20 protein-coding genes are annotated in these 18,634 nt (G+C 71.5%); 11 read left to right on the forward strand and 9 right to left on the reverse strand.

Going from position 1 to position 18,634, the window contains the following annotated elements; all coding sequences use genetic code 11:
* Positions 1-323 precede the first annotated feature (323 nt).
* Positions 324-584: a hypothetical protein gene (locus tag OG776_RS17355; protein ID WP_187285682.1), complete on the reverse strand. Its 261-nt coding sequence runs from the start codon at positions 582-584 to the stop codon at positions 324-326.
* Entirely contained in the window at positions 577-1,437 is an 861-nt protein-coding gene (gene mca, locus OG776_RS17360; protein WP_187285733.1) for a mycothiol conjugate amidase Mca, read from the reverse strand. Before mca ends, OG776_RS17355 begins: the two co-directional genes overlap by 8 nt.
* A gap of 207 nt (positions 1,438-1,644) precedes the next feature.
* On the opposite strand from mca, the gene OG776_RS17365 reads away from it, so the two are divergent.
* Both OG776_RS17365 and greA read left to right on the forward strand, forming a co-directional pair.
* Positions 1,645-2,043: a DUF4307 domain-containing protein gene (locus OG776_RS17365; RefSeq protein WP_148010203.1), complete on the forward strand. Its 399-nt coding sequence runs from the start codon at positions 1,645-1,647 to the stop codon at positions 2,041-2,043.
* A 178-nt stretch (positions 2,044-2,221) separates the two neighbouring features.
* On the forward strand, positions 2,222-2,719 hold the full coding sequence (greA, locus tag OG776_RS17370; RefSeq protein ID WP_148010202.1) for a transcription elongation factor GreA: 498 nt from the start codon (positions 2,222-2,224) through the stop codon (positions 2,717-2,719).
* Between the two features lie 135 nt (positions 2,720-2,854).
* Here greA and OG776_RS17375 read toward each other — a convergent pair whose 3' ends face one another.
* The 3 genes from OG776_RS17375 to ilvA all read right to left on the reverse strand — a co-directional run bounded on the left by OG776_RS17375 (position 2,855) and on the right by ilvA (position 6,232).
* Positions 2,855-3,646 carry an ABC transporter permease gene (locus OG776_RS17375; RefSeq protein ID WP_148010201.1) on the reverse strand — a complete coding sequence of 264 codons (792 nt, stop codon included), beginning with the start codon at positions 3,644-3,646 and terminating at the stop codon, positions 2,855-2,857.
* Between the two features lie 5 nt (positions 3,647-3,651).
* On the reverse strand, positions 3,652-4,674 hold the full coding sequence (locus tag OG776_RS17380; protein WP_148010200.1) for an ATP-binding cassette domain-containing protein: 1,023 nt from the start codon (positions 4,672-4,674) through the stop codon (positions 3,652-3,654).
* A 328-nt stretch (positions 4,675-5,002) separates the two neighbouring features.
* Positions 5,003-6,232, reverse strand: coding sequence for a threonine ammonia-lyase (gene ilvA / locus OG776_RS17385; RefSeq protein ID WP_148010199.1), 1,230 nt, complete (start codon positions 6,230-6,232; stop codon positions 5,003-5,005).
* Positions 6,233-6,402: 170 nt separating this feature from the next.
* Here ilvA and OG776_RS17390 point away from each other — a divergent pair, with 170 nt between their 5' ends.
* From OG776_RS17390 to OG776_RS17400, 3 genes are all read left to right on the forward strand, one after another.
* Positions 6,403-6,900, forward strand: coding sequence for a MarR family winged helix-turn-helix transcriptional regulator (locus tag OG776_RS17390; protein ID WP_148011018.1), 498 nt, complete (start codon positions 6,403-6,405; stop codon positions 6,898-6,900).
* Between the two features lie 323 nt (positions 6,901-7,223).
* Entirely contained in the window at positions 7,224-7,721 is a 498-nt protein-coding gene (locus OG776_RS17395) for a sigma factor-like helix-turn-helix DNA-binding protein (RefSeq protein WP_187285681.1), read from the forward strand.
* Positions 7,718-7,966 carry a hypothetical protein gene (locus tag OG776_RS17400; protein ID WP_148010198.1) on the forward strand — a complete coding sequence of 83 codons (249 nt, stop codon included), beginning with the start codon at positions 7,718-7,720 and terminating at the stop codon, positions 7,964-7,966. Before OG776_RS17395 ends, OG776_RS17400 begins: the two co-directional genes overlap by 4 nt.
* Before the next feature lie 102 nt (positions 7,967-8,068).
* Here OG776_RS17400 and OG776_RS17405 read toward each other — a convergent pair whose 3' ends face one another.
* The gene (locus tag OG776_RS17405) at positions 8,069-9,223 is read right to left on the reverse strand and encodes a cystathionine gamma-synthase (RefSeq protein WP_148010197.1); all 1,155 of its coding nucleotides are present in this window, start codon (positions 9,221-9,223) and stop codon (positions 8,069-8,071) included.
* 380 nt (positions 9,224-9,603) lie between these two features.
* Between OG776_RS17405 and OG776_RS17410 the strand changes: the two genes are divergently transcribed.
* From OG776_RS17410 to OG776_RS17430, 5 genes are all read left to right on the forward strand, one after another.
* On the forward strand, positions 9,604-10,722 hold the full coding sequence (locus tag OG776_RS17410; RefSeq protein WP_148010196.1) for a hypothetical protein: 1,119 nt from the start codon (positions 9,604-9,606) through the stop codon (positions 10,720-10,722).
* 114 nt (positions 10,723-10,836) lie between these two features.
* Positions 10,837-11,562 (forward strand): peptide-methionine (S)-S-oxide reductase MsrA, encoded by a 726-nt coding sequence (gene msrA, locus OG776_RS17415; protein WP_329321521.1) that lies wholly within the window; start codon positions 10,837-10,839, stop codon positions 11,560-11,562.
* Positions 11,563-11,820: 258 nt separating this feature from the next.
* Complete coding sequence (locus tag OG776_RS17420; protein ID WP_148012697.1) at positions 11,821-12,174, forward strand: hypothetical protein; 354 nt, start codon at positions 11,821-11,823, stop codon at positions 12,172-12,174.
* Complete coding sequence (locus tag OG776_RS17425; RefSeq protein ID WP_148012696.1) at positions 12,171-12,443, forward strand: hypothetical protein; 273 nt, start codon at positions 12,171-12,173, stop codon at positions 12,441-12,443. Before OG776_RS17420 ends, OG776_RS17425 begins: the two co-directional genes overlap by 4 nt.
* A gap of 346 nt (positions 12,444-12,789) precedes the next feature.
* Positions 12,790-13,383, forward strand: a complete 594-nt coding sequence (locus tag OG776_RS17430) for a DUF4291 domain-containing protein (protein ID WP_329321525.1) — start codon at positions 12,790-12,792, stop codon at positions 13,381-13,383.
* A gap of 135 nt (positions 13,384-13,518) precedes the next feature.
* Here OG776_RS17430 and OG776_RS17435 read toward each other — a convergent pair whose 3' ends face one another.
* Positions 13,519-13,803, reverse strand: coding sequence for a hypothetical protein (locus OG776_RS17435; protein WP_329321527.1), 285 nt, complete (start codon positions 13,801-13,803; stop codon positions 13,519-13,521).
* A gap of 408 nt (positions 13,804-14,211) precedes the next feature.
* Positions 14,212-15,480, reverse strand: a complete 1,269-nt coding sequence (locus OG776_RS17440; RefSeq protein ID WP_148012693.1) for a hypothetical protein — start codon at positions 15,478-15,480, stop codon at positions 14,212-14,214.
* 261 nt (positions 15,481-15,741) lie between these two features.
* Between OG776_RS17440 and OG776_RS17445 the strand changes: the two genes are divergently transcribed.
* Positions 15,742-18,177, forward strand: a complete 2,436-nt coding sequence (locus OG776_RS17445) for a SpoIIE family protein phosphatase (protein ID WP_148012692.1) — start codon at positions 15,742-15,744, stop codon at positions 18,175-18,177.
* A gap of 13 nt (positions 18,178-18,190) precedes the next feature.
* Here OG776_RS17445 and OG776_RS17450 read toward each other — a convergent pair whose 3' ends face one another.
* Positions 18,191-18,574, reverse strand: coding sequence for a VOC family protein (locus OG776_RS17450; protein WP_148012691.1), 384 nt, complete (start codon positions 18,572-18,574; stop codon positions 18,191-18,193).
* Positions 18,575-18,634: the final 60 nt, after the last annotated feature.

Genomic DNA, 18,634 nt, shown 5'->3' on the forward strand with positions numbered 1-18,634 from the left:
GCCCAGGCGTCGGACAGGCGTGGCGTATCGCGCGCCGGGACGCCGCGCGCGCACGGGGCCGGAGCATGACGGGGCCGCGTGACGGCCACGGCGCGGCAGAGCGTCACGGGACCGCGTGACGGCCACGGCGCGGCGGGTCGCCCCATCGCCGCGCGGCACGGCGCCGGGCCGTACGGTCGAGCCGCCCCGGCCGTCGTCCCACCGGTGTCCGTCCGTACGCGGGCGTGCGTCCGTACACGGGCACGGCGCCCGTACGCGGACGTCCTTCCCCGCGGGAGCGACCGGGTCGCCGGGGCCTGCCCCGGTCGCCCGGGGCCGGGGGCTCAGCCCTTCGCGGGGGAGGCCTTCCCGCCCGCCGGGCCGCCGGCCCCCTTGCCGGTGGCCGCGGTGTCCTTCGCCGGGTCCTCCTCGAAGGTGACCTTGCCCAGGCGGCGGTTCATGGACTTCATCAGACCCCACACGGCCAGGGCCATCACCGCGAAGACGATGAAGCCGAGGACGCCGGGGGTGACCTTGTTCTCGTCGACCTCCTTGGCGAGGGGGACGAGGTGCGTCAGTGCCAGGCTTGCGCTCATGTCAGGCATTGTCGCGGATGCCCGCAAAGAGGTCGTCCTCGGGGAGGGAGGTATCGACGAGGGACTTCGCGAGCTCGTACTCCTCCGTCGGCCAGACCTCCTTCTGGATCTCCATGGGGACCTTGAACCAGCCGCCGTCCGGGTCGATCTGGGTGGCGTGCGCGATCAGCGCCTTGTCCCGGATCTCGAAGAACTCGGCACACGGAACGTGCGTGGTCAGCGTGCGCTCGGCGCGCTCGAACTCGGTCCAGCGCTTCAGCCAGTCCCCGTACGGCGACTCCAGACCGCGGTCCAGCAGCGCGTTGTGCAGCGCCTCGGTGCGCGGCCGGTTGAAGCCCTGGTTGTAGTAGAGCTTCTCCGGCTGGAAGGCCGTGCCGTACTCGGACTCCGGGTACTTCTCGGTGTCGGCCGCGCCCTCGAAGGCCACCATCGAGATCTTGTGGGTCATGATGTGGTCGGGGTGCGGATAGCCGCCGTTCTCGTCGTAGGTGGTGATCACCTGGGGACGGAAGGAGCGGATCTGCTTGACCAGCTCACCGGCCGCCTTGTCCACGTCCTCGAGAGCGAAGCAGCCCTCGGGCAGCGGCGGCAGCGGGTCCCCCTCGGGCAGGCCCGAGTCGACGAAGCCGAGCCACTCCTGCTTGACGCCGAGGATCTCGCGGGCCTCGTCCATCTCCTTCTTGCGCACCTCGTGGATGTGTTCCTCGATGTACGTGTCCCCCTGGAGCTTGGGGTTGAGGATGGAGCCGCGCTCCCCGCCCGTGCAGGTCACGACCAGCACGTCCACCCCCTCGGACACGTACTTCGCCATGGTGGCCGCGCCCTTGCTCGACTCGTCGTCGGGGTGGGCGTGCACGGCCATCAGTCGCAGCTGGTCAGTCAAGACTCAATCCTCGGTCAGTCGGCTGTCGCCCGGGTAGGTCGGCTGTCGGCGCCCGGCGTGAATCGGCGCGATGGGCGGCTTCTATAGTGACGGAATCGCGGGGCGAATAATTCCGGGGGCCCGGTCCCCGGGCCCCCGCCAGGACCCTGGCCGCACCTCGGTCCCGGCCCGGCCGAGAGGACGATCATGAGCACGGCGCCCACGCAGCTGCCCGAGGGCCGCTACGGCCGCTCCGCGGACGAGCGCGCCGACCGGAAGCTCCGGATCCTGGGCGGCGTCCTGGGCGTCGTCCTGCTCGCCCTGATCGGCTGGTTCGCGTACTACTACGTCGGCGAGAACAAGATCAGCGCCCAGGTGATCACCTTCGACGCCTCGGCCGACACGGTCCAGGTGCACCTGGAGGTGCACAAGGACGCGGACGCCCACGGTTACTGCACCCTCCGCTCGCAGAGCGCCGACGGCGCGGAGGTGGGCCGCGCGGACTTCCGCTTCGACCAGAACGCCTCCCGTATCGACAAGGTCGTCACGCTCCGTACGACCTCCCGCGGCACCACGGCGGAGCTGCTCGGCTGCCACGCCGACTGACATCGCCGGTCAGCTCAGCCGGGATACCGCCCCTGACCTGGGTTGACGTAATTCTGATGTCTTATGTCCTCCCCCTTGAGCCGCTGAATTGTTAGGCTCGTGGTTTCGCCCACCCGTGAAAGAACATGCTTCTGGGTAGGGCGATGCTTTGTATTCCCAGTACCTACGAGGAGCACCTGTGACCCAGACCAGCGAGAACGTCACCTGGCTGACCCAGGAGGCGTACAACCAGCTCAGGGCCGAGCTGGAGTACCTGTCTGGTCCCGCGCGCACGGAGATCGCCGCCAAGATCGCGGCCGCGCGCGAGGAGGGCGACCTGCGGGAGAACGGCGGGTACCACGCGGCCAAGGAAGAGCAGGGCAAGCAGGAGCTCCGTGTGCGCCAGCTGACCCAGCTCCTGGAGAACGCCAAGGTGGGCGAGGCTCCCGCGGCGGACGGCGCGGTCGCCCCCGGCATGGTCGTGACCATCGCCTTCGACGGTGACGAGGACGACACGCTGGACTTCCTGCTCGCCTCGCGCGAGTACGCCAGCGCCGACATCGAGACGTACTCGCCGCAGTCCCCCCTGGGCTCCGGCGTGAACGGCAAGAAGGTCGGCGAGGACGCCCAGTACGAGCTGCCGAACGGCAAGCTCGCCTCGGTGAAGATCCTCAAGGCCGAGCCCTACCAGGGCTGAGCCCCCCGACCGGGCACGGCCGAACCCGTTCCCGGCCCCTCCGCTCCGACGGTGCCCCCGGCCCACGCCGGGGGCACCGTCATGTCCGGGGTCCCGGCCGCCGGCGGGTCCGTGCCGGTCCAGCCGGACCAGCCCTCATCCGGCCGCCCGGCGGTACTTGCGGACCGCGAGGGTGCGGAAGACCACGATGATCACGAACGACCAGATCAGCGAGGCCCACACGGGATGCTGCATGGGCCACGCGTCGGGCGTCCGGAAGCCGGGGGGAAGGTTGCCGAACAGCTCGCGGCACGCCTGGACGGTGGCGCTGAACGGGTTCCACTCCGCGATGTGCCGCAGGAAGGCCGGCATCTGGTTCGCGTCGACGAACGCGTTCGAGATGAACGTCAGCGGGAACAGCCAGATCAGGCCGCCCGAGGTGGCCGCCTCGGGCGTACGGACCGACAGGCCGATGAGCGCGCCGATCCACGAGAAGGCGTATCCGAGGAGCAGGAGCAGACCGAATCCGGCGAGCACCTTCCCGAGGTTCTCGTGCGTGCGCCAGCCGACGATCACCGCGACGACGGCGAGGACGACGAGGGTGAGCGCGGTCTGCACCAGGTCGGCGAGGGTGCGGCCGGTGAGCACCGCGCCACGCGCCATCGGCAGCGAGCGGAAGCGGTCGATGAGGCCCTTGTGCATGTCGTCCGCGATGCCGGCGCCCGCGCCCGCCGTCGCGAACGTGACCGTCTGGGCGAAGATCCCGGCCATCAGGAACTCACGGTAGGCCTGGGTGGTGCTGGACGAACCGATCTGGATGGAACCGCCGAACACGTAGGTGAACAGCACCACGAACATGATGGGCTGGATCAGCCCGAAGATGAGCATCTCGGGGATCCGGCCCATACGGATCAGGTTCCGGTGGGCGATGACCAGGGAATCACTCATGGCACTCACTTCGCGGACTCCTTCTTCGCCTTGCGGCCCTTCGCGTCCGCGGGGGCCTCCTCCTGCGCCTCCTCTTCTTCTTCCTTCACCTCGGCCACATGGCCCGTGAGGGAGAGGAAGACGTCGTCGAGCGTGGGCCTGCGCAGACCGATGTCGTCGATCTCGATCCCGCGCGAGTCCAGCTCGCGGATGACCTCCGCGAGGAGCTTCGCGCCGCCGGTGACGGGCACGGTCAGCTTGCGGGTGTGCTCCTCGACGGTGCTCTCGCCCTTGCCGAAGCCGCGCAGCACGTCGGCGGCGGTCGTCATGTGGGCGCGCTCGTGCACCACGACCTCGACGCGCTCGCCGCCGGTCCGCGCCTTGAGCTCGTCGGCGGTGCCGCGCGCGATGACGCGGCCTTGGTCGACCACGCAGATGTCGTGCGCCAGGTGGTCGGCCTCCTCCAGGTACTGGGTGGTCAGCAGGAGCGTCGTACCGCCGGAGACCAGCTGCTTGATGACCTCCCAGAGCTGCTGGCGGTTGCGCGGGTCGAGGCCCGTCGTCGGCTCGTCCATGAACATCACCGGGGGCGAGACGACCAGTGCGGCGGCCAGGTCCAGCCGGCGGCGCATGCCGCCGGAGTACGTCTTCGCGGGACGGTCGGCCGCGTCGGTCAGATGGAACTGGTCGAGCAGCTCGACGGCCCGCTCCTTCGCGGCCTTCGGCCGCATCTGGTAGAGCCTGCCGACCATCTGGAGGTTCTCGCGGCCGGTCAGGTACTCGTCGACCGCGGCGAACTGTCCGGACAGGCCGACCCTGCGCCGTACCTCGTCGGGGTGCTTGAGGACGTCGACACCGGCGACGACCACCTTTCCGCTGTCGGGCCGCAACAGGGTCGTCAGGCAGCGGACGGCGGTGGTCTTGCCCGCTCCGTTCGGTCCCAGGAGGCCCAGGACGGTGCCCTCGGGTACATCGAGGTCGACACCGTCCAGAGCCTTTACGTCACCGAAGGTCTTGACCAGACCTTCGGCATGGATGGCGCCTGGCATGGGAGTTCTCCACGTCTTTGGGTTCTTGGCTCGGGGATCTTCACGGGTTCTCCGGTGAGCCCGGTGGATGTGTGGTCGCCTGTACGGACCGGACGGTGGCCGCGCCCGCTCCGCCACGCAGGGTGCGCGGAAGGCACACCGTAACGCGATGTATCGCGTTGCTCAACAGAATTTTCCACTGGAGGACGGGAGGGACCCGACCCGTCGGAGAGCCCGCCCGGACCCGCGATCAGCCCCTCGCGGCCCGCGGCGCGCCGACGCCCCGGACGATGTCTCCGTCGATGTCTCCGCCGATGTCTTCGTCGATGTCACCGTCGCCGGCGATGCCTCAGTCGATGACCGTGTAGCCCGCCTCGCGCAGGGCGCGGCCGACCTCGGCGCAGTGCTCCGGACCCTTCGTCTCCAGATGCAGTTCGACCTCCACCTCCGTGAGCCCGAGCCGGGGATCGGTCCGTACATGGCTCACGTCGAGGACGTTAGCGTCCGCCACTGACAACACCCCGAGAAGTGTGGCCAGGGCGCCGGGACGGTCCGTCAGCCGCAGCGTCACCGCGAGGTAGCGGCCGCTCGCCGCCATGCCGTGCCGCAGGATGCGCTGCATCAGCAGCGGGTCCACGTTGCCCCCCGACAGCAGCGCGACGACCGGTCCCTCGAAGGTGTCCGGCTCCTGCAGCAGCGCCGCCACCGGGCTCGCGCCGGCCGGTTCGACGACCAGCTTCGCCCGTTCCAGACAGAGCAGCAGCGCGCTGGACAGGCTGTTCTCGGAGACCGTGCGCACCTCGTCGACGAGGTCGCGGACGATCTCGAACGGCACGTCCCCCGGCCGTCCGACCCTGATGCCGTCGGCCATCGTCGCCGGGTTCGCGACCGGCACCGGCCGGCCGGCCGCCAGCGAGAGCGGGTACGCTGCGGCGCCGGCCGCCTGCACGCCGACGATCCGCACCTCGGGCCGGATCGACTTCACCGCGACCGCGACACCCGCGGCCAGCCCGCCGCCGCCGATCCCGACCACGATCGTGCGCACCTCGGGGCACTGCTCCAGGATCTCCAGCCCGACCGTGCCCTGACCGGCGATGATGTCGGGGTGGTCGAACGGGTGGATGAACACCGCTCCCGTGGCGGCCGCGTACTCCTGGGCGGCGGCCAGCGTCTCGTCGACCACCTGACCGTGCAGCCTCACCTCCGCGCCGTAGTCACGGGTGGCCGCGACCTTCGGCAGCGGGGCCCCGGTCGGCATGAAGACGGTGGAGCGGACGCCCAGCAGCGAGGACGCGAGGGCCACCCCCTGCGCGTGATTCCCGGCACTCGCCGCGACCACACCGGCCGCCCGCTCCTCCGGCAGGAGCCCCGCGATCCGCACGTACGCGCCGCGCAGTTTGAACGAACCGGTGCGCTGGAGGTTCTCGCACTTGAGGTGCACCGGCGCGCCCACCAGCTGCGACAGGTACCTGCTGCCCTCCATCGCGGTCATCCGCGCCACGCCCGACAGCATCTTCTGGGCGCCTCGTACGTCGTCCGACGTCACCCTGGGCAAGGAGTCAGCCGTGCTGTAGCTCATGACCACCAGTCTCGCAGTTCACGCCTGCGCGCTCCTTGTGCGACCACCCTCCGAGACTGGTTTCCGCAGCGCCGGTACGACCCGCCCCCCAGCCGCGTACCCTGTCCCCCAACCCAGCTCCCCACGCATGAATTGAGCCCCCGGCCATGCCCACAACACCAGAGATGTCGATGGACATGACGACCGTCGGTGACACCGGTCTTCTCGAAACGCTGCAGCACGAGGTCGCGGTCTTCGCGCGCCGTGCCGAACAGACCCGGCTCGGCGGGGTGGGGCAGGTGCGCAACTCCATGGACCGTGCCGCGTACCTGCTGCTCAACCGCCTGGACAAGGAAGGCCCGATGGGCGTCAAGGCGCTCGCCGCGAGCATGGGCATCGACTCCTCGACGGTCACCCGGCAGGTGGCGCCGCTGGTCGACACCGGCCTCGTCAAGCGCACCTCGCACCCCGAGGACGGGCGCGCCGTGGTGCTGCAGCTCTCGCCGCGCGGCCACGCCCGTCTGGAGGAAGTCCGCTCCTCCAGGCGCCAGTTGATGGCCGAACTGACGGACGACTGGGAGCCGCAGGAGCGCGAGGTCTTCTGTGCGCTCCTCATGCGCTTCAATGGCGCGCTCTCGGCCCGGATGACGACCACGGGAGTGGCGTCGTCGGACCGTCCGGCGACCTGAGGCCCGCGCGTCACCTCCCTTCTCCCCCGCGCGTCACCTACCCGGCCCGCCGCGCCGCGTCCCCGCCTCCCGGGACTCCGGGAACCCTCCGGAGCCGCGCGGGCACCCGTGCCCCGACCCGCGCCGCACCCGTGCCCCCGACGCGCGCCGGCCCCCACGCGCGCGGTGCGCGCCGGGCACGCGCGCGTGATGTGCGCCGGGCTCTTGACCGGAAGGCCACGTCTGGCCTCATATGAGACCGGGCTCCTGTCGCACACGGTGCGGTCCGTCGTACGCGGCCGGGGCCTCGTTCCCCTCAGGGTCGCCCTCGGGCGGGAGGCGTGTTGCGAGAACGGCGTGCGTCCCAAGGTGCCCGCCGGGCCCGGGAGTTCGAGGCATTCGTCGCGGGCGCGGCAGGGCGGCTGCTGCATGCCGCCACACTGCTCACCGCGGAACCGCCGGACGCCAACCCGCGCGCGCGGCGCCTGCTGACGCTGGCCCTGGCACACACGTACGCCTCCTGGGACCGGCTGCGCGGCGAGGACCCGTACGACCGGGCCCGTCAGCATCTGGCCGTCCGCTTCGCGCGCGGTGCCTGGCATCAGCACGGAGGCTTCGGGCGCGCCCGGCCCGCCCCCGGCGGCGCGCTGGCCCTGCTGACCCCCCAGGAGCGGCTGATCCTGGTCCTGCGCCTGTACGAGGGGGTCGCCGAGGAGCAGGCGGCCGCCCTGCTCGGGCTGCCCACGGAACGTGTCCGAGCGATCTGCGCCCGTGCGACGGTGACCCTGCTCCACCCGCCGCGCGGGCCGGCCCCGGTGGTGGTGGAGGTGGCCCCCTCGTGACCCTGCACGAGCGCGAGACGACCGTACGGCGCCTGCTGGAGCGCACCCCGCCCAAGGTGCCGCCCGAGCTCTACGCGGACGCCGTACGCCTCGGCGGCCACATGCTGCGCCGCAGGACGCTGGCCCGGCGCCTGATGTGGCTGCTGCTGCTCGCGGCGACGGTGGCCTTCTTCGTCTGGGCGGCGACGGCCCGGCCGTGGGTGGAGCCGCCGTCCCAGACGACTCCACCGCTGACGGGCTGGTGACCCCCCGCCGCCGGGAGGCGGCCTCCGCCGCGGGAAGGCCCCTCCTGGGCGGCCTTCCCGAGGAGCCCTCCCGGGGGCGGTCGGCCGAAGGGGCCGGTACCGCTAGCCGAGGGCCTGCTGCAGGTCCTGGAGCAGGTCGTCGATGTTCTCGATGCCCACGGAGAGCCGGACGAGGTCGCCCGGTACCTCGAGGGCCGAGCCCACGACGGACGCGTGCGTCATACGACCCGGGTGCTCGATCAGGGATTCGACACCGCCGAGGGACTCGCCGAGCGTGAACACCTTGGCGCGGTTGCAGACCTCGACGGCCGCCTCCTCGCCGCCCTCGACCTGGAAGGAGACCATCCCGCCGAAAGCCCGCATCTGCTTGGCCGCGATCTCGTGACCGGGGTGGTCGGGCAGGCCCGGGTACAGCACCCGCGTCACGCGCGCGTGCCGGGTGAGCATGTCGGCGACCTTCGTGGCGTTCTCGCTGTGCCGGTCCATGCGCACCGAGAGCGTCTTGGCGCCGCGCAGCACCAGCCAGGAGTCGAAGGGCCCGGCGACCGCGCCCATCGCGTTCTGGTGGTACGCCAGTTCCTCGCCGAGCGCCTGGTCGCCGGTGATCAGGGCACCGCCGACGACGTCCGAGTGGCCGCCCATGTACTTGGTGAGGGAGTGCACCACGACGTCCGCGCCGAGCGCGAGCGGCTGCTGGAGGTACGGGGTGGCGAAGGTGTTGTCGACGACGAGCCGGGCGCCGGCCTCGCGCGCGATCTGCGCCACCGCGGTGATGTCGGTGATGCCCAGGAGGGGGTTGCTGGGCGTCTCGACCCAGATGACCTTGGTCTTCGGGGTGAGGGCGGCCCGTACGGAGTCGGGGTCGCTCGTGTCGGCCACGGACCACTCCACGCCCCAGCGCGAGACGACCTTGGCGAAGAGGCGGAACGTCCCTCCGTAGGCGTCGTCGGGGATCACCACGTGGTCGCCCGGGCTGAGCAGCGTACGCAACAGGCAGTCCTCGGCCGCCAGTCCGGACGCGAACGCGAGGCCGCGGCGACCGCCCTCCAGGGCGGCGAGGTTCTCTTCCAGGGCGGTCCTGGTGGGGTTGGCGCTGCGGCTGTACTCGTAGCCGCCGCGCAGTCCGCCGACGCCGTCCTGCTTGTAGGTCGAGACCTGGTAGATCGGGGGGACGACCGCGCCGGTCAGGGGATCGGCGGTGTTGCCCGCGTGGATCGCGAGGGTCTCGAAGTGCTGACTGATGTGCCTGTCGCTCATGGGTCCCGAGCGTAGTGGGCCCGCGGGGCTGGTGACGGCCCACGGGCCCGGGTGCGGTGCGGAGTGGCGCCGCGGGGTCGGCGATGTGGGGTCGTGTTGGATTGTGTGGGTTCGTGGCGCGTCTCGGGTTACGCCGTGGGGGTCGTTGGGGCCTGCCTGCCTTGCGGCGTCTCGCGCGCACCGCCGTGGGCTGACCGGCGGGTCGGGGTCGGGGGCCGTGGTCGGCCTCAGGATCGGCGTCGGGTTCCGGCTCGGGGGGCACGCGGATCAGGAGGCCCGAACGGCCCCGCAGGGCATCCGGACGGACCCGCGAGCGCCGCCGGACCGTCCCGCTCCGGCCGGGTTGGCCAATTGTCGGACCCGTCTGGTTCGCTTGAGGCATGCAAATTCTCTGGGTCCTGATGGCGCTGGCCCTGTTCAGCCTGGTCCTGCTGCCGGTTCTCCGGCGTCGGCGCGCCGGTATTCAGCTGGTCTCGCCCGGCGACCCGGACGCCGCGGACCCGGCGAACTACGGATTCCTGCGGCAGGAGCAGCTGGACATCCGCATGCCGGGCCCGGACACGGACCTCCTCGACGTCCTGGACGTGGTGCAGCGCACGCAGGACTACCGCGCCGCCGCGCAGCTGCTGGCGGGCACCGAGATCACGGGCGAGACCCGGTGGCAGCGGGTGCAGGCGTTCGCGGGCGCCGCGTCGCTGGAGCTGCGGCAGCGCCCCGGCGGGGTCAGCGAGACGCCGGGCGGGCAGTGGCTCCGGGTGTGGCGCGCCGAGGCACCCAAGGACGCGGGCGGCGCGGCGGTGCACGCGGAGTTCCTGGTGCAGCAGGCGTGGCGGACGTCGACGCCGGGGACGGACGAGTTCCGGATCATCATGGAGGAGGCGAGGTCGGCCTGTGGCGAGGCGGCGCTGCTCTCCCCCGGTGACCCGATCCCGTACATCGTCGAGCTGTCGGTGGCCCGCGGGCTCGCCTATCCGCAGGCGGAGTTCGAGAAGCTGTGGCTGAAGATCCTGGACCGCGCGCCCTCCCACATGGGAGCGCATCTGGCGGCCCTGCACTACTGGTGCGAGAAGTGGCACGGCTCCCGTGAGATCGCGTACTCGTTCGCGGAGGCCGCGGCCGCGCGGGCCCCGCAGGGGTCGCTGCTGGCGGCGATGCCCCTCTTCGCGGTCTTCGAGCACCTGCCCGAGGTGAACCTGGTCCGCAGCTTCTACCAGAGCGAGGTCGTCACGAAGGCGGTCCACGGCGCGCTCTTCGCGGTGCACGCGGCCCGTCCGGACGACCCGATGCTGGCGCACGTCCGCCATCTCCTGGTGTTCTTCCTGGTCCGGGGCGAGCGGTGGGCGGAGGCGATGAACCAGTTGGTGCACGTCGACGGTCACGTCGGCGCGCTTCCCTGGACCCTCACCGCCGATCCGGCGGCCGACTACGCGGTCTACCGCGCGCTGGCGGTGGCCGGGTACGAGGCGAACGGGGGCACTCCGGCGTCCCTCTCCCGCTGACGCGCCGTACGGGCACCGGGGCGGGGGCCCGGCCGGAATGCCGGCCGGGGCTCACGGGTTGCAGCCACCGGACCCCACCCCGGCTCCGTGTCCCGTGACCCCGTGGAGACCCGTATGTTCCATGACAGCCGCACCCCGCGACTCCCGACCGCCGAACAGGCCCTGACCGGCCGGTCCGCGCCGGTCTTCAGGGTCCCCGAACGGCACACGGTCCTCAGCACCCCGCTCCTCGGCCCCTACCCCGAGGGCCTGGAGATCGCCGACTTCGCCATGGGCTGTTTCTGGGGTGCCGAGCGCGCGTTCTGGAGGCTGCCGAAGGGCGTCTACACGACCCTCGTCGGCTACCAGGGCGGATTCACCGAGAACCCCACGTACGAGGAGGTCTGCTCGGGCCTGACCGGCCACACGGAGGCCGTCCGCGTGGTCCACGACCCGGCGGAGATCCCGTACGAGGAGCTTCTGAGGGTCTTCTGGGAGTCCCACGACCCGACGCAGGGCTTCCGCCAGGGCAACGACGTGGGCACGCAGTACCGCTCCGCGGTCCACACCCACAGCGCGGCCCAGTCAGCCGCGGTGCTCGCGTCCCGCGAGGCCTACCAGAAGGTCCTCACCCGCTCGGGCCACGGCACGATCACCACGGAACTCCTCCCGGCGGAGGGCCGCCCCTTCTATCCGGCGGAGGGCTACCACCAGCAGTACCTCCACCGCAACGTGGACGGCTACTGCGGGATCGGCGGGACGGGGGTCAAGCTGAGCGCCCCGTCCGGGACGGACCGGGGGGCGTGGGGGGCGTCCTGCCCGACGGGCATCGCACCGGCGCCGGGGGCCTCCGGGAAGTAGTCCTGGCACGGTGACCCTGATCAGTCCCGGACGATGAACAGGCTCATGGCATGGACGTCCGTGCGGAGATCTTCGCTCCGTCCCGATCGAGCCCATCGCCCCCTCGCAGGGATGACGAGTGGGCTCACCCGGCCTCCCGCCATCGGGCCGGTCCGTGCGACAACCGAATCGCCGCCGCCTCACTCGTTCGAGCGGAGCGGACGTGCTCGTGCCCGTTAGGCTGAGGCGTGGGACAGAATCGCGCCCGTGGGAGCATCCATGACCACCCCAGCCGCTGAGCAACCCCTCATCCCCCAGCCGCCCGCAACGGTCGCCACGCTGCGGCAGGCCGTCAGTCAGATCGCGCCCGCCTCACTCCCCGCCTTCACCCGGGAGCTGGACCTGGCCGCGGACCAGTCCCGGCTGGGTTCCGATCTTGCCCCTCTCCGGCGGTTCATCACCCAGTGGGCCATCTATGTCCACATCCAGCGCCAGCCCGGCTTGGCCGCGGATTTCCGCCGCTGGGAGGACGCCGCCGGAGCGGGCGACGCCGCGCAGGCACGACAGGCCGCCGCCGAGATCGGACGGCTGCTCGACGAAGCCCACACGGCCCTCGGTCTCCCGGTCCGGTGAGTCCGGACTGGCTCTGGGAGTACGACCCTGATCACGACCACGTGGCAGGCGGCCTCCCGGCCCACGTCGTCGCGGAAGTCGAACGTCTCGCCGACCAGCTCGTCGAGCTCGCCCGTACGGGAATCGACGTCAGTGATCTCGGCAACGGCCCAAGACCGGGCGGTCTGCGTCGTATGGACGCGGCAGGCGGATGGTTCTACTTCCTCGTCGCCCCGCGCGCCCCACTCATCATCGTCGTCCGCATCGTGCCCCCGTTCGACGCCTTGTAGCGATCGCGTGGACGACCGACGAGATCACCGACGGCATCGCGGCCACCGAGCAGGACATCGCCAGTCTCGGTGAGTCCCCCGTCCAGGCCTGGCTGCTCGGGCACGTCAACGACGGGGACGGGCCCCGAGAGCAGGCTGTCGTGATCGGGCGGATCATCCGCGAAGACGACGGCCGTATCCAGTGGATCGGGGGCCTGCCGCAAGGGTGCGTCGGCGCACCGGTGTTCATCAGCGCGCCCCGCGGCGAGAACAGTTCCATTCCACGGCCGGCTTGCTTGGTCGCTGGATCGGGCAGCGGGTCGAAAATCGATGGTCATCTGAGCTGACCGGGCCCACTCTGTAGGCCATGGAAGAACCGCTCCGCAGGATCCGCGCGCTCCACACGGCGTCCACGATCACCGCCTATCAGGCATACCGCCCCGAGATCGGCGGACCCGCCGCTCGCAAGGGTCGTTTCCCCGCCGCGTGGAAGCCTGACCGCATGACGTGGATCAAGCCCAGTTTCCTGTGGATGATGTACCGCTCCGGCTGGGGCACGAAGGAGGGTCAGGAGACCGTCCTCGCCGTCGAGATCACTCGCGACGGCTTCGACTGGGCGCTGCGCAACGCGTGCCTTTCGCACTACGTCCGTGGACTGCACCCCGATCGGGTCACCTGGCAGCGTGACCTCAAGCGCGCACCGGCCCGTGTCCAGTGGGATCCCGAACGCGATCTGCACCTGCGTCCCCTGCCGCACCGCTCGCTCCAACTGGGGCTCTCGGGCGAGGCGTCGGCGCGCTACGCGGACGAGTGGATCGTGTCCATCAGCGACGTGACCCCGCTCGCCCACGAGATCCACGCGCTCGTCAGGGACGGCGACCCGGACGCAGCGACCCGACTGCTCCCCCAGGAGCAGGAGTACCCCGCCGGCGAGGAGCTCCTGGCCCACCTGGGTTCCTGACGGGCGACAGGGGCAAAACCGCCGGGGCCACCCACGGGCGGCCTCGCGGGATCAATGATGTGCTGGGCGACCGCGTGGGCACTGCGGGCCGGTACGGGCCGCCCTGGAGGCTTGATGCGGCCGGTGTGCACGCTGTCATGCGGAAGCCACCACCTCGCCCGCCATGACCTGGGGAGGGTTGGGCAACAGTGCCGCAAGGTTGTCCCGCACGAAGTCCGCGGCCCTCGAGATCGATTCCTCGGCACCGGCCTGGTCCTGGAAGACGCTGGTCGAGACCATCACTCCGCCCCCGGTATCGATCCAGTAGTAGGCCACGAAGCCGGAGACCTGGCGCATGAGTGCCACGAACCCATCGTTCACGAGACGTGCCGCCTCGGCCGAATCGGTCACCCCTTCGTACCGCCGGACTGCTGCGTACATCGCCAAACTCCTCGCGGCGTTCTGGGTTCGTCCCTACTGAGACGACGTACCCCTGCGACGACCGCCTGGCTCACGAGGCGTCCGGCAGTCACCTGAAGGGCCGCCTCGGGCGATCCGAACGGCGGCCGCCGGCCCGGGCACACGACCCCGCGCATGTCTCCACGAGACGGCATCGACGTGGAGTGGAGCAGCCTCGGACGGTGACTGCCCTCGATGGCGTACAGCGTGGGCCCGGCCCGGCCTCGCGACCACCGATTTTCGACGCCCTCCATGCGCACCCGGCGATCCGCGTGCCGGTGGTGGCCGTCCGCTGTGCAGCGCGGACTGCCCGCCGTCCGGAGCGGACTTTTCCCCACCCTGTGGAAGGGGGACCGCGGGACGTCGATCGGCAAGCAGTTCGAACGGGCGTCAGCTCGGGTTCTGGGCCCGTCGGCGGCGTACGACGACGAGCGTGCCCGCACCCGTGACCATCGCCGCGGCGGCCACACCGGCGATCGGCAGCGCCGAGGACCCGGTCGCCGCCAGAGCGCCGCCGTTCGTCGCCGTCCCGTCACCGCCGGTCGACGACGACCCGCCGACCGACCCGCCGCCCGAACCACCGGCCGACCCGCCCGAACCACCACTGGACGACCCACCGGTCCCGCCGGCCGACCCACCGCCCGAGCCGGCCGATCCGCCGGTCGACCCGCCCGTCGAGCCCGTCGGCCCGCCGCCCGTGACGTCCAGGGTGATGTCGGCCCTGTCGTTGGTCTTGTCGGGGTCGAACGGCCGTGCCTCGGTGCTCAGGGCGACGGAGCCCTTGGCGTGCGCCGCGCGCTTGTCGATCTTCAGCTGGAAGGTGTAGGTCTCCTGGCCGTCCTCGTTGAGCGCCGGCGCCCTCATGCCGCAGCGGTAGGCCTTCCCCTCGGCCCGGCAGAACATGGCGGTCTTGACGACCGACGTCCCGGCGGGCGGCGTGATCACGACGCTCACGGCCTTGTCCCCGGGCCGGGGCATGATCCAGGCGGGCCCGGCGTTGTGGAACTCCACCTTCATCGGAACGGTGTCCCCGACGCGCCCCTTCAGCGCGGCACCCGTCACCTGGTAGTCGGCCGTGTTGACGGCGGTGACGGGCACGTCGACGACCTGCCGGGTCCCCTCACCCCCGGCCTGCCTCTCGACCAGTTCCAGCGCGGGCGCGGTTCCCGTCACCGGCTCGGAGCCGTTGTCGTCCGGCCCCGGCTCGTCCGCCCCGACGCGCAGGCGCAGCTCGTCGTGGAACGCGCGGTCCAGGGCGGTGACCCGGAACGGCCTGTCGGTCGTATAGACGACGCCCGGCTCCACCGCCTGGTCGAACCCGCACACCACGGTCAGCCTCTCGGGCATCTCGTCGTAGGGCCGGACACGCTGGCTCCAGCAGTTGGAGGGAATCTCCGCGACGTCGAGCCCCCGGGTGACGGCATAGGTGACCCAGACCTTCTCGGCGGCTCCGGTGCCCTTGTTCGACACGGCGGCCGACACGTCGAAGGTGCTCCCCGGTTTCACCCCGCTGATCGGCTCGACACCTCCGACGGTCAGTTCGGGTGCGGTGTCGTCGGCGAAGGCGGCGGGAGCCGCGGCCAGCGCGATCAGGCCGGCGGCGCCGAGGGCGGCAACAGCGGCACGGGAGGCGCGACGGTGGTGCGGGAGCATCGGCATGGAGAGGACCTCTGTCGGAGCGCGGGCGAACGGGAGGTGTCCTCCGGGAGAACACCACTGCCCTCGCTAGACTCCTGCCGCCCCCGAACAGTTGCACGGCCGAGCCACCGCATCCCACCGGCCGACGTACGCACCGTGGAATACGTACATCCGGCTCCTGACCTCCCGGCCCGCGGAACGGACGGAGCGGGGCGAAACCGGAGAGTCGCGGACGCGGACCTCGGGGAGGAACATCGGAGGCATGTAGGCAAGGTGGTGGCTATGGGGATGCCGTCGATGCATTTCAGCGAGAGCCCCGAGGACCCGTTCGCCCTCGGCCGCGGTGCCTCGGCCGTACTGGACGACCGGGGCGCCGTGGTCGGCTGGAGCGCACGGGCGCAGGAGCTGCTGGGCTATCCGGCCGGTGAGGTGATCGGACGGGCGTGGCAGGACCTCCTGGTGGACGCCCGTGACCTGCCCGTCGTACGGCCCGTCGTCGTGGAGGCGCTGCGGACGGGAGGCTGGTTCGGGGTCCTGCCCGTCCGGCACCGCGACGGACGGACCGTGGAGATGGGCTTCCGGGCCCGCGCGGTCATCAGGGACGGCGACCGTCGGGAATGGGTCCTGGTCGGAGCCCCCGCCGCCGAGGTCTTCGCCTGGCAGCGCGACCGTGCGCTGCTGGACGGCCTGTACCACCGGTCCCCGATCGGTCTGGTGATCCACGGCCCGGACAGGAAGGTGATCCGGGTCAACCGAGCGGTCGAGAAGGCGAGCGGTGTGCCGGCCGAGGCACCGGTGGGTCACCGCCCCCGCGAGTTCATGGTCGACGAGGACGCGGGACCGGCCGAGGAGCGGGTGCGGCACGTCCTGGAGACCGGCGAACCGCTGATCTTCACGGAACAGTCGGCGCGGGCCCGCCACGATCCGGGCCGGGAGCGGATCGTGTCCGTCTCGGCGTTCCGGATGGAGGATCCCTCCGGCCGGATCCTCGGCGTGGCCGAGACGATCGAGGACGTGACCGACCGCCACCGCGCCCGCCGCAGGCTCGCCCTGATGAACGAGGCGAGCGCCCGGATCGGAACCTCGCTCGACGTGACGCAGACGGCCCGGGAGCTGGCCGAGGTGGCCGCGGACGGCCTGGCCGACTACTGCTCGGTGGACCTCCTGCAGCCGGTGACGGTCGGCGACGAGCCGCATCCCGCCGTGACCGGCCCGCTGCTGCGGGTGGCCCTCTCGCCCGCGGAACGGCGGGTCCCGTACCAGGAGGGCGAGGTCGTCCCGCTCCTTCCGGACTCCCCGCAGGCGCGCTGTCTGGCCGAGCGGCGCCCGATCCTCGACCGGCTGCTGGCCCTCCGGCCCGAGTGGTACGCCATGGACCGGCGGCGCATCGAGATCGCCATGGGCCTGGGCGTCCACTCGCTGATCGTGGTGCCCCTGGTCGCGCGCGGTCTCGTCCTGGGCGTGGTGAGTCTGTGGCGTGTGGGTCACTCGGAGCCCTTCGAGGACGACGATGCCGCGGTGGCCCACGAGCTCTCCTCGCGTGCGGCCGTCTGCATCGACAACGCGCGCCGCTTCACCCAGCAGCAGAGCGCCGCGCTGACGCTCCAGCGCAGTCTGCTGCCGAGCGCGGCGTCCGACCTGCCCGCGGTCGAGGTGGCCTGCCGCTACCTCCCGGCGAGCGGTGAACCGGGCATCGGCGGTGACTGGTTCGACGTGATCCCGCTGTCCGGGGCCCGGGTCGCGCTCGTCGTCGGGGACGTGGTCGGCCACGGGATCCACGCCGCGGCCTCGATGGGCCGCCTGCGCGCCGCCGTACGCACCCTGGCCAGCCTCGATCTGGAACCGGACGAGGTGGTGGCGCGCCTCGACGACCTGGTCAGCCTGCTCGCCGCCGAACTGGAGGCGAACGCCGGCGGCAGCGGGTCCGCGGTGGAGCAGATGCTCGGGGCGACCTGCGTGTACGCGGTCTACGACCCCGTCTCCCGGCACTGCTCCCTGGCCCGTGCCGGACACCCGGCCCCGGTGGTGTCCACCCCGGACGGCGAGGTGACCGTGCTCGACCTGCCCGCGGGGCCGCCGCTGGGGCTCGGCGGACTGCCGTTCGAGACGTACGACCTCGATCTCCCCGAGGGCAGCCTGCTCACGCTCTACACCAACGGTCTTCTGGAGGCGCGCAACGGCGACGTCGACGCCGCGCTGGAACGCCTGCAGGCGTGTCTCACCCACGCCGTCGATCCCCTGGAGAGCACCTGCCGCGCCGTGGTCGAGGCGCTGCTGCCGAAGGAGCACCTGCCCACCGACGACGTCGCGCTGCTCATCGCCCGTACCAGGGTGCTTCCGCCGCAGGACGTCGCCATCTGGGAACTTCCCCTGGAGGCGACCGCCGCCGCCCGCGCCAGGGAGCTGGCCACGGCGAAACTGACGGAATGGGGTCTGGAGGAACTGGCCTTCACCACCGAACTGGTCGCCAGCGAGCTCGTCACCAACACCTACCGGTACGCGGAGGGCCCCGTCACCCTCCGTCTGATCCGTACGCACTGCCTGATCTGCGAGGTGTCGGACACCAGCCACACCTCCCCTCATCTGCGACGGGCCCTCAGCACGGACGAGGGCGGACGAGGGCTCTTCCTCGTCGCGCAGCTCACGGAGCGGTGGGGAACCCGCTACACCCACGACGGCAAGACCGTCTGGACGGAACAGAGCCTGCCGCACACATGACCGTCGCCGCCGGTCAGAGCGGCTGGAGGCGGCGGTGCAGGAGGCAGAATTCGTTGCCTTCCGGGTCGGCCAGGACGTGCCAGCTCTCGTCGCCGGTCTGGCCGATGTCGACGGGCCTGGCGCCGAGGGCGAGCAGTCGTTCCAGCTCGGCGTCCTGGTCGCGGTCGGTGGCGTTGACGTCGATGTGCAGCCGGAGCTTGCCGTTGCGCGGCTCGTTGCCGGGGCTGAGGACGAGGGTGGGCTGCGGGCCGCCGAACCCGGCGTCGGGCGGGCCGATCTCGATGCTTCCGTCGGCCTCGCGGGCGAGTTCGACGTAACCGAGGACCTCGCTCCAGAACGCGGCGAGCCGCTCGGGGTCGGCGACGTCGATGACCAGTTCGCTGATGCGGCATGCCATGCCCGCCAGTGTACGGAGGCGGCGCGGCCGGGAGCCGGGTGAAGGCGCCGCATGCCGAAG

The organism is Streptomyces sp. NBC_01689, from assembly GCF_036250675.1.
Classification (GTDB): Bacteria; Actinomycetota; Actinomycetes; order Streptomycetales; family Streptomycetaceae; genus Streptomyces.

Bases quoted from the DNA above. Each gene is read 5' to 3' on its own strand.
- OG776_RS17355 (WP_187285682.1), bottom strand. From the start codon at position 584: ATGCCTGACATGAGCGCAAGCCTGGCACTGACGCACCTCGTCCCCCTC.
- mca (WP_187285733.1), bottom strand. From the start codon at position 1,437: ATGGCCGTGCACGCCCACCCCGACGACGAGTCGAGCAAGGGCGCGGCC.
- OG776_RS17365 (WP_148010203.1), top strand. From the start codon at position 1,645: ATGAGCACGGCGCCCACGCAGCTGCCCGAGGGCCGCTACGGCCGCTCC.
- OG776_RS17375 (WP_148010201.1), bottom strand. From the start codon at position 3,646: ATGAGTGATTCCCTGGTCATCGCCCACCGGAACCTGATCCGTATGGGC.
- OG776_RS17380 (WP_148010200.1), bottom strand. From the start codon at position 4,674: ATGCCAGGCGCCATCCATGCCGAAGGTCTGGTCAAGACCTTCGGTGAC.
- ilvA (WP_148010199.1), bottom strand. From the start codon at position 6,232: ATGAGCTACAGCACGGCTGACTCCTTGCCCAGGGTGACGTCGGACGAC.
- OG776_RS17390 (WP_148011018.1), top strand. From the start codon at position 6,403: ATGGACATGACGACCGTCGGTGACACCGGTCTTCTCGAAACGCTGCAG.
- OG776_RS17405 (WP_148010197.1), bottom strand. From the start codon at position 9,223: ATGAGCGACAGGCACATCAGTCAGCACTTCGAGACCCTCGCGATCCAC.
- OG776_RS17410 (WP_148010196.1), top strand. From the start codon at position 9,604: ATGCAAATTCTCTGGGTCCTGATGGCGCTGGCCCTGTTCAGCCTGGTC.
- msrA (WP_329321521.1), top strand. From the start codon at position 10,837: ATGTTCCATGACAGCCGCACCCCGCGACTCCCGACCGCCGAACAGGCC.
- OG776_RS17420 (WP_148012697.1), top strand. From the start codon at position 11,821: ATGACCACCCCAGCCGCTGAGCAACCCCTCATCCCCCAGCCGCCCGCA.
- OG776_RS17430 (WP_329321525.1), top strand. From the start codon at position 12,790: ATGGAAGAACCGCTCCGCAGGATCCGCGCGCTCCACACGGCGTCCACG.
- OG776_RS17435 (WP_329321527.1), bottom strand. From the start codon at position 13,803: ATGTACGCAGCAGTCCGGCGGTACGAAGGGGTGACCGATTCGGCCGAG.
- OG776_RS17440 (WP_148012693.1), bottom strand. From the start codon at position 15,480: ATGCCGATGCTCCCGCACCACCGTCGCGCCTCCCGTGCCGCTGTTGCC.
- OG776_RS17445 (WP_148012692.1), top strand. From the start codon at position 15,742: ATGGGGATGCCGTCGATGCATTTCAGCGAGAGCCCCGAGGACCCGTTC.
- OG776_RS17450 (WP_148012691.1), bottom strand. From the start codon at position 18,574: ATGGCATGCCGCATCAGCGAACTGGTCATCGACGTCGCCGACCCCGAG.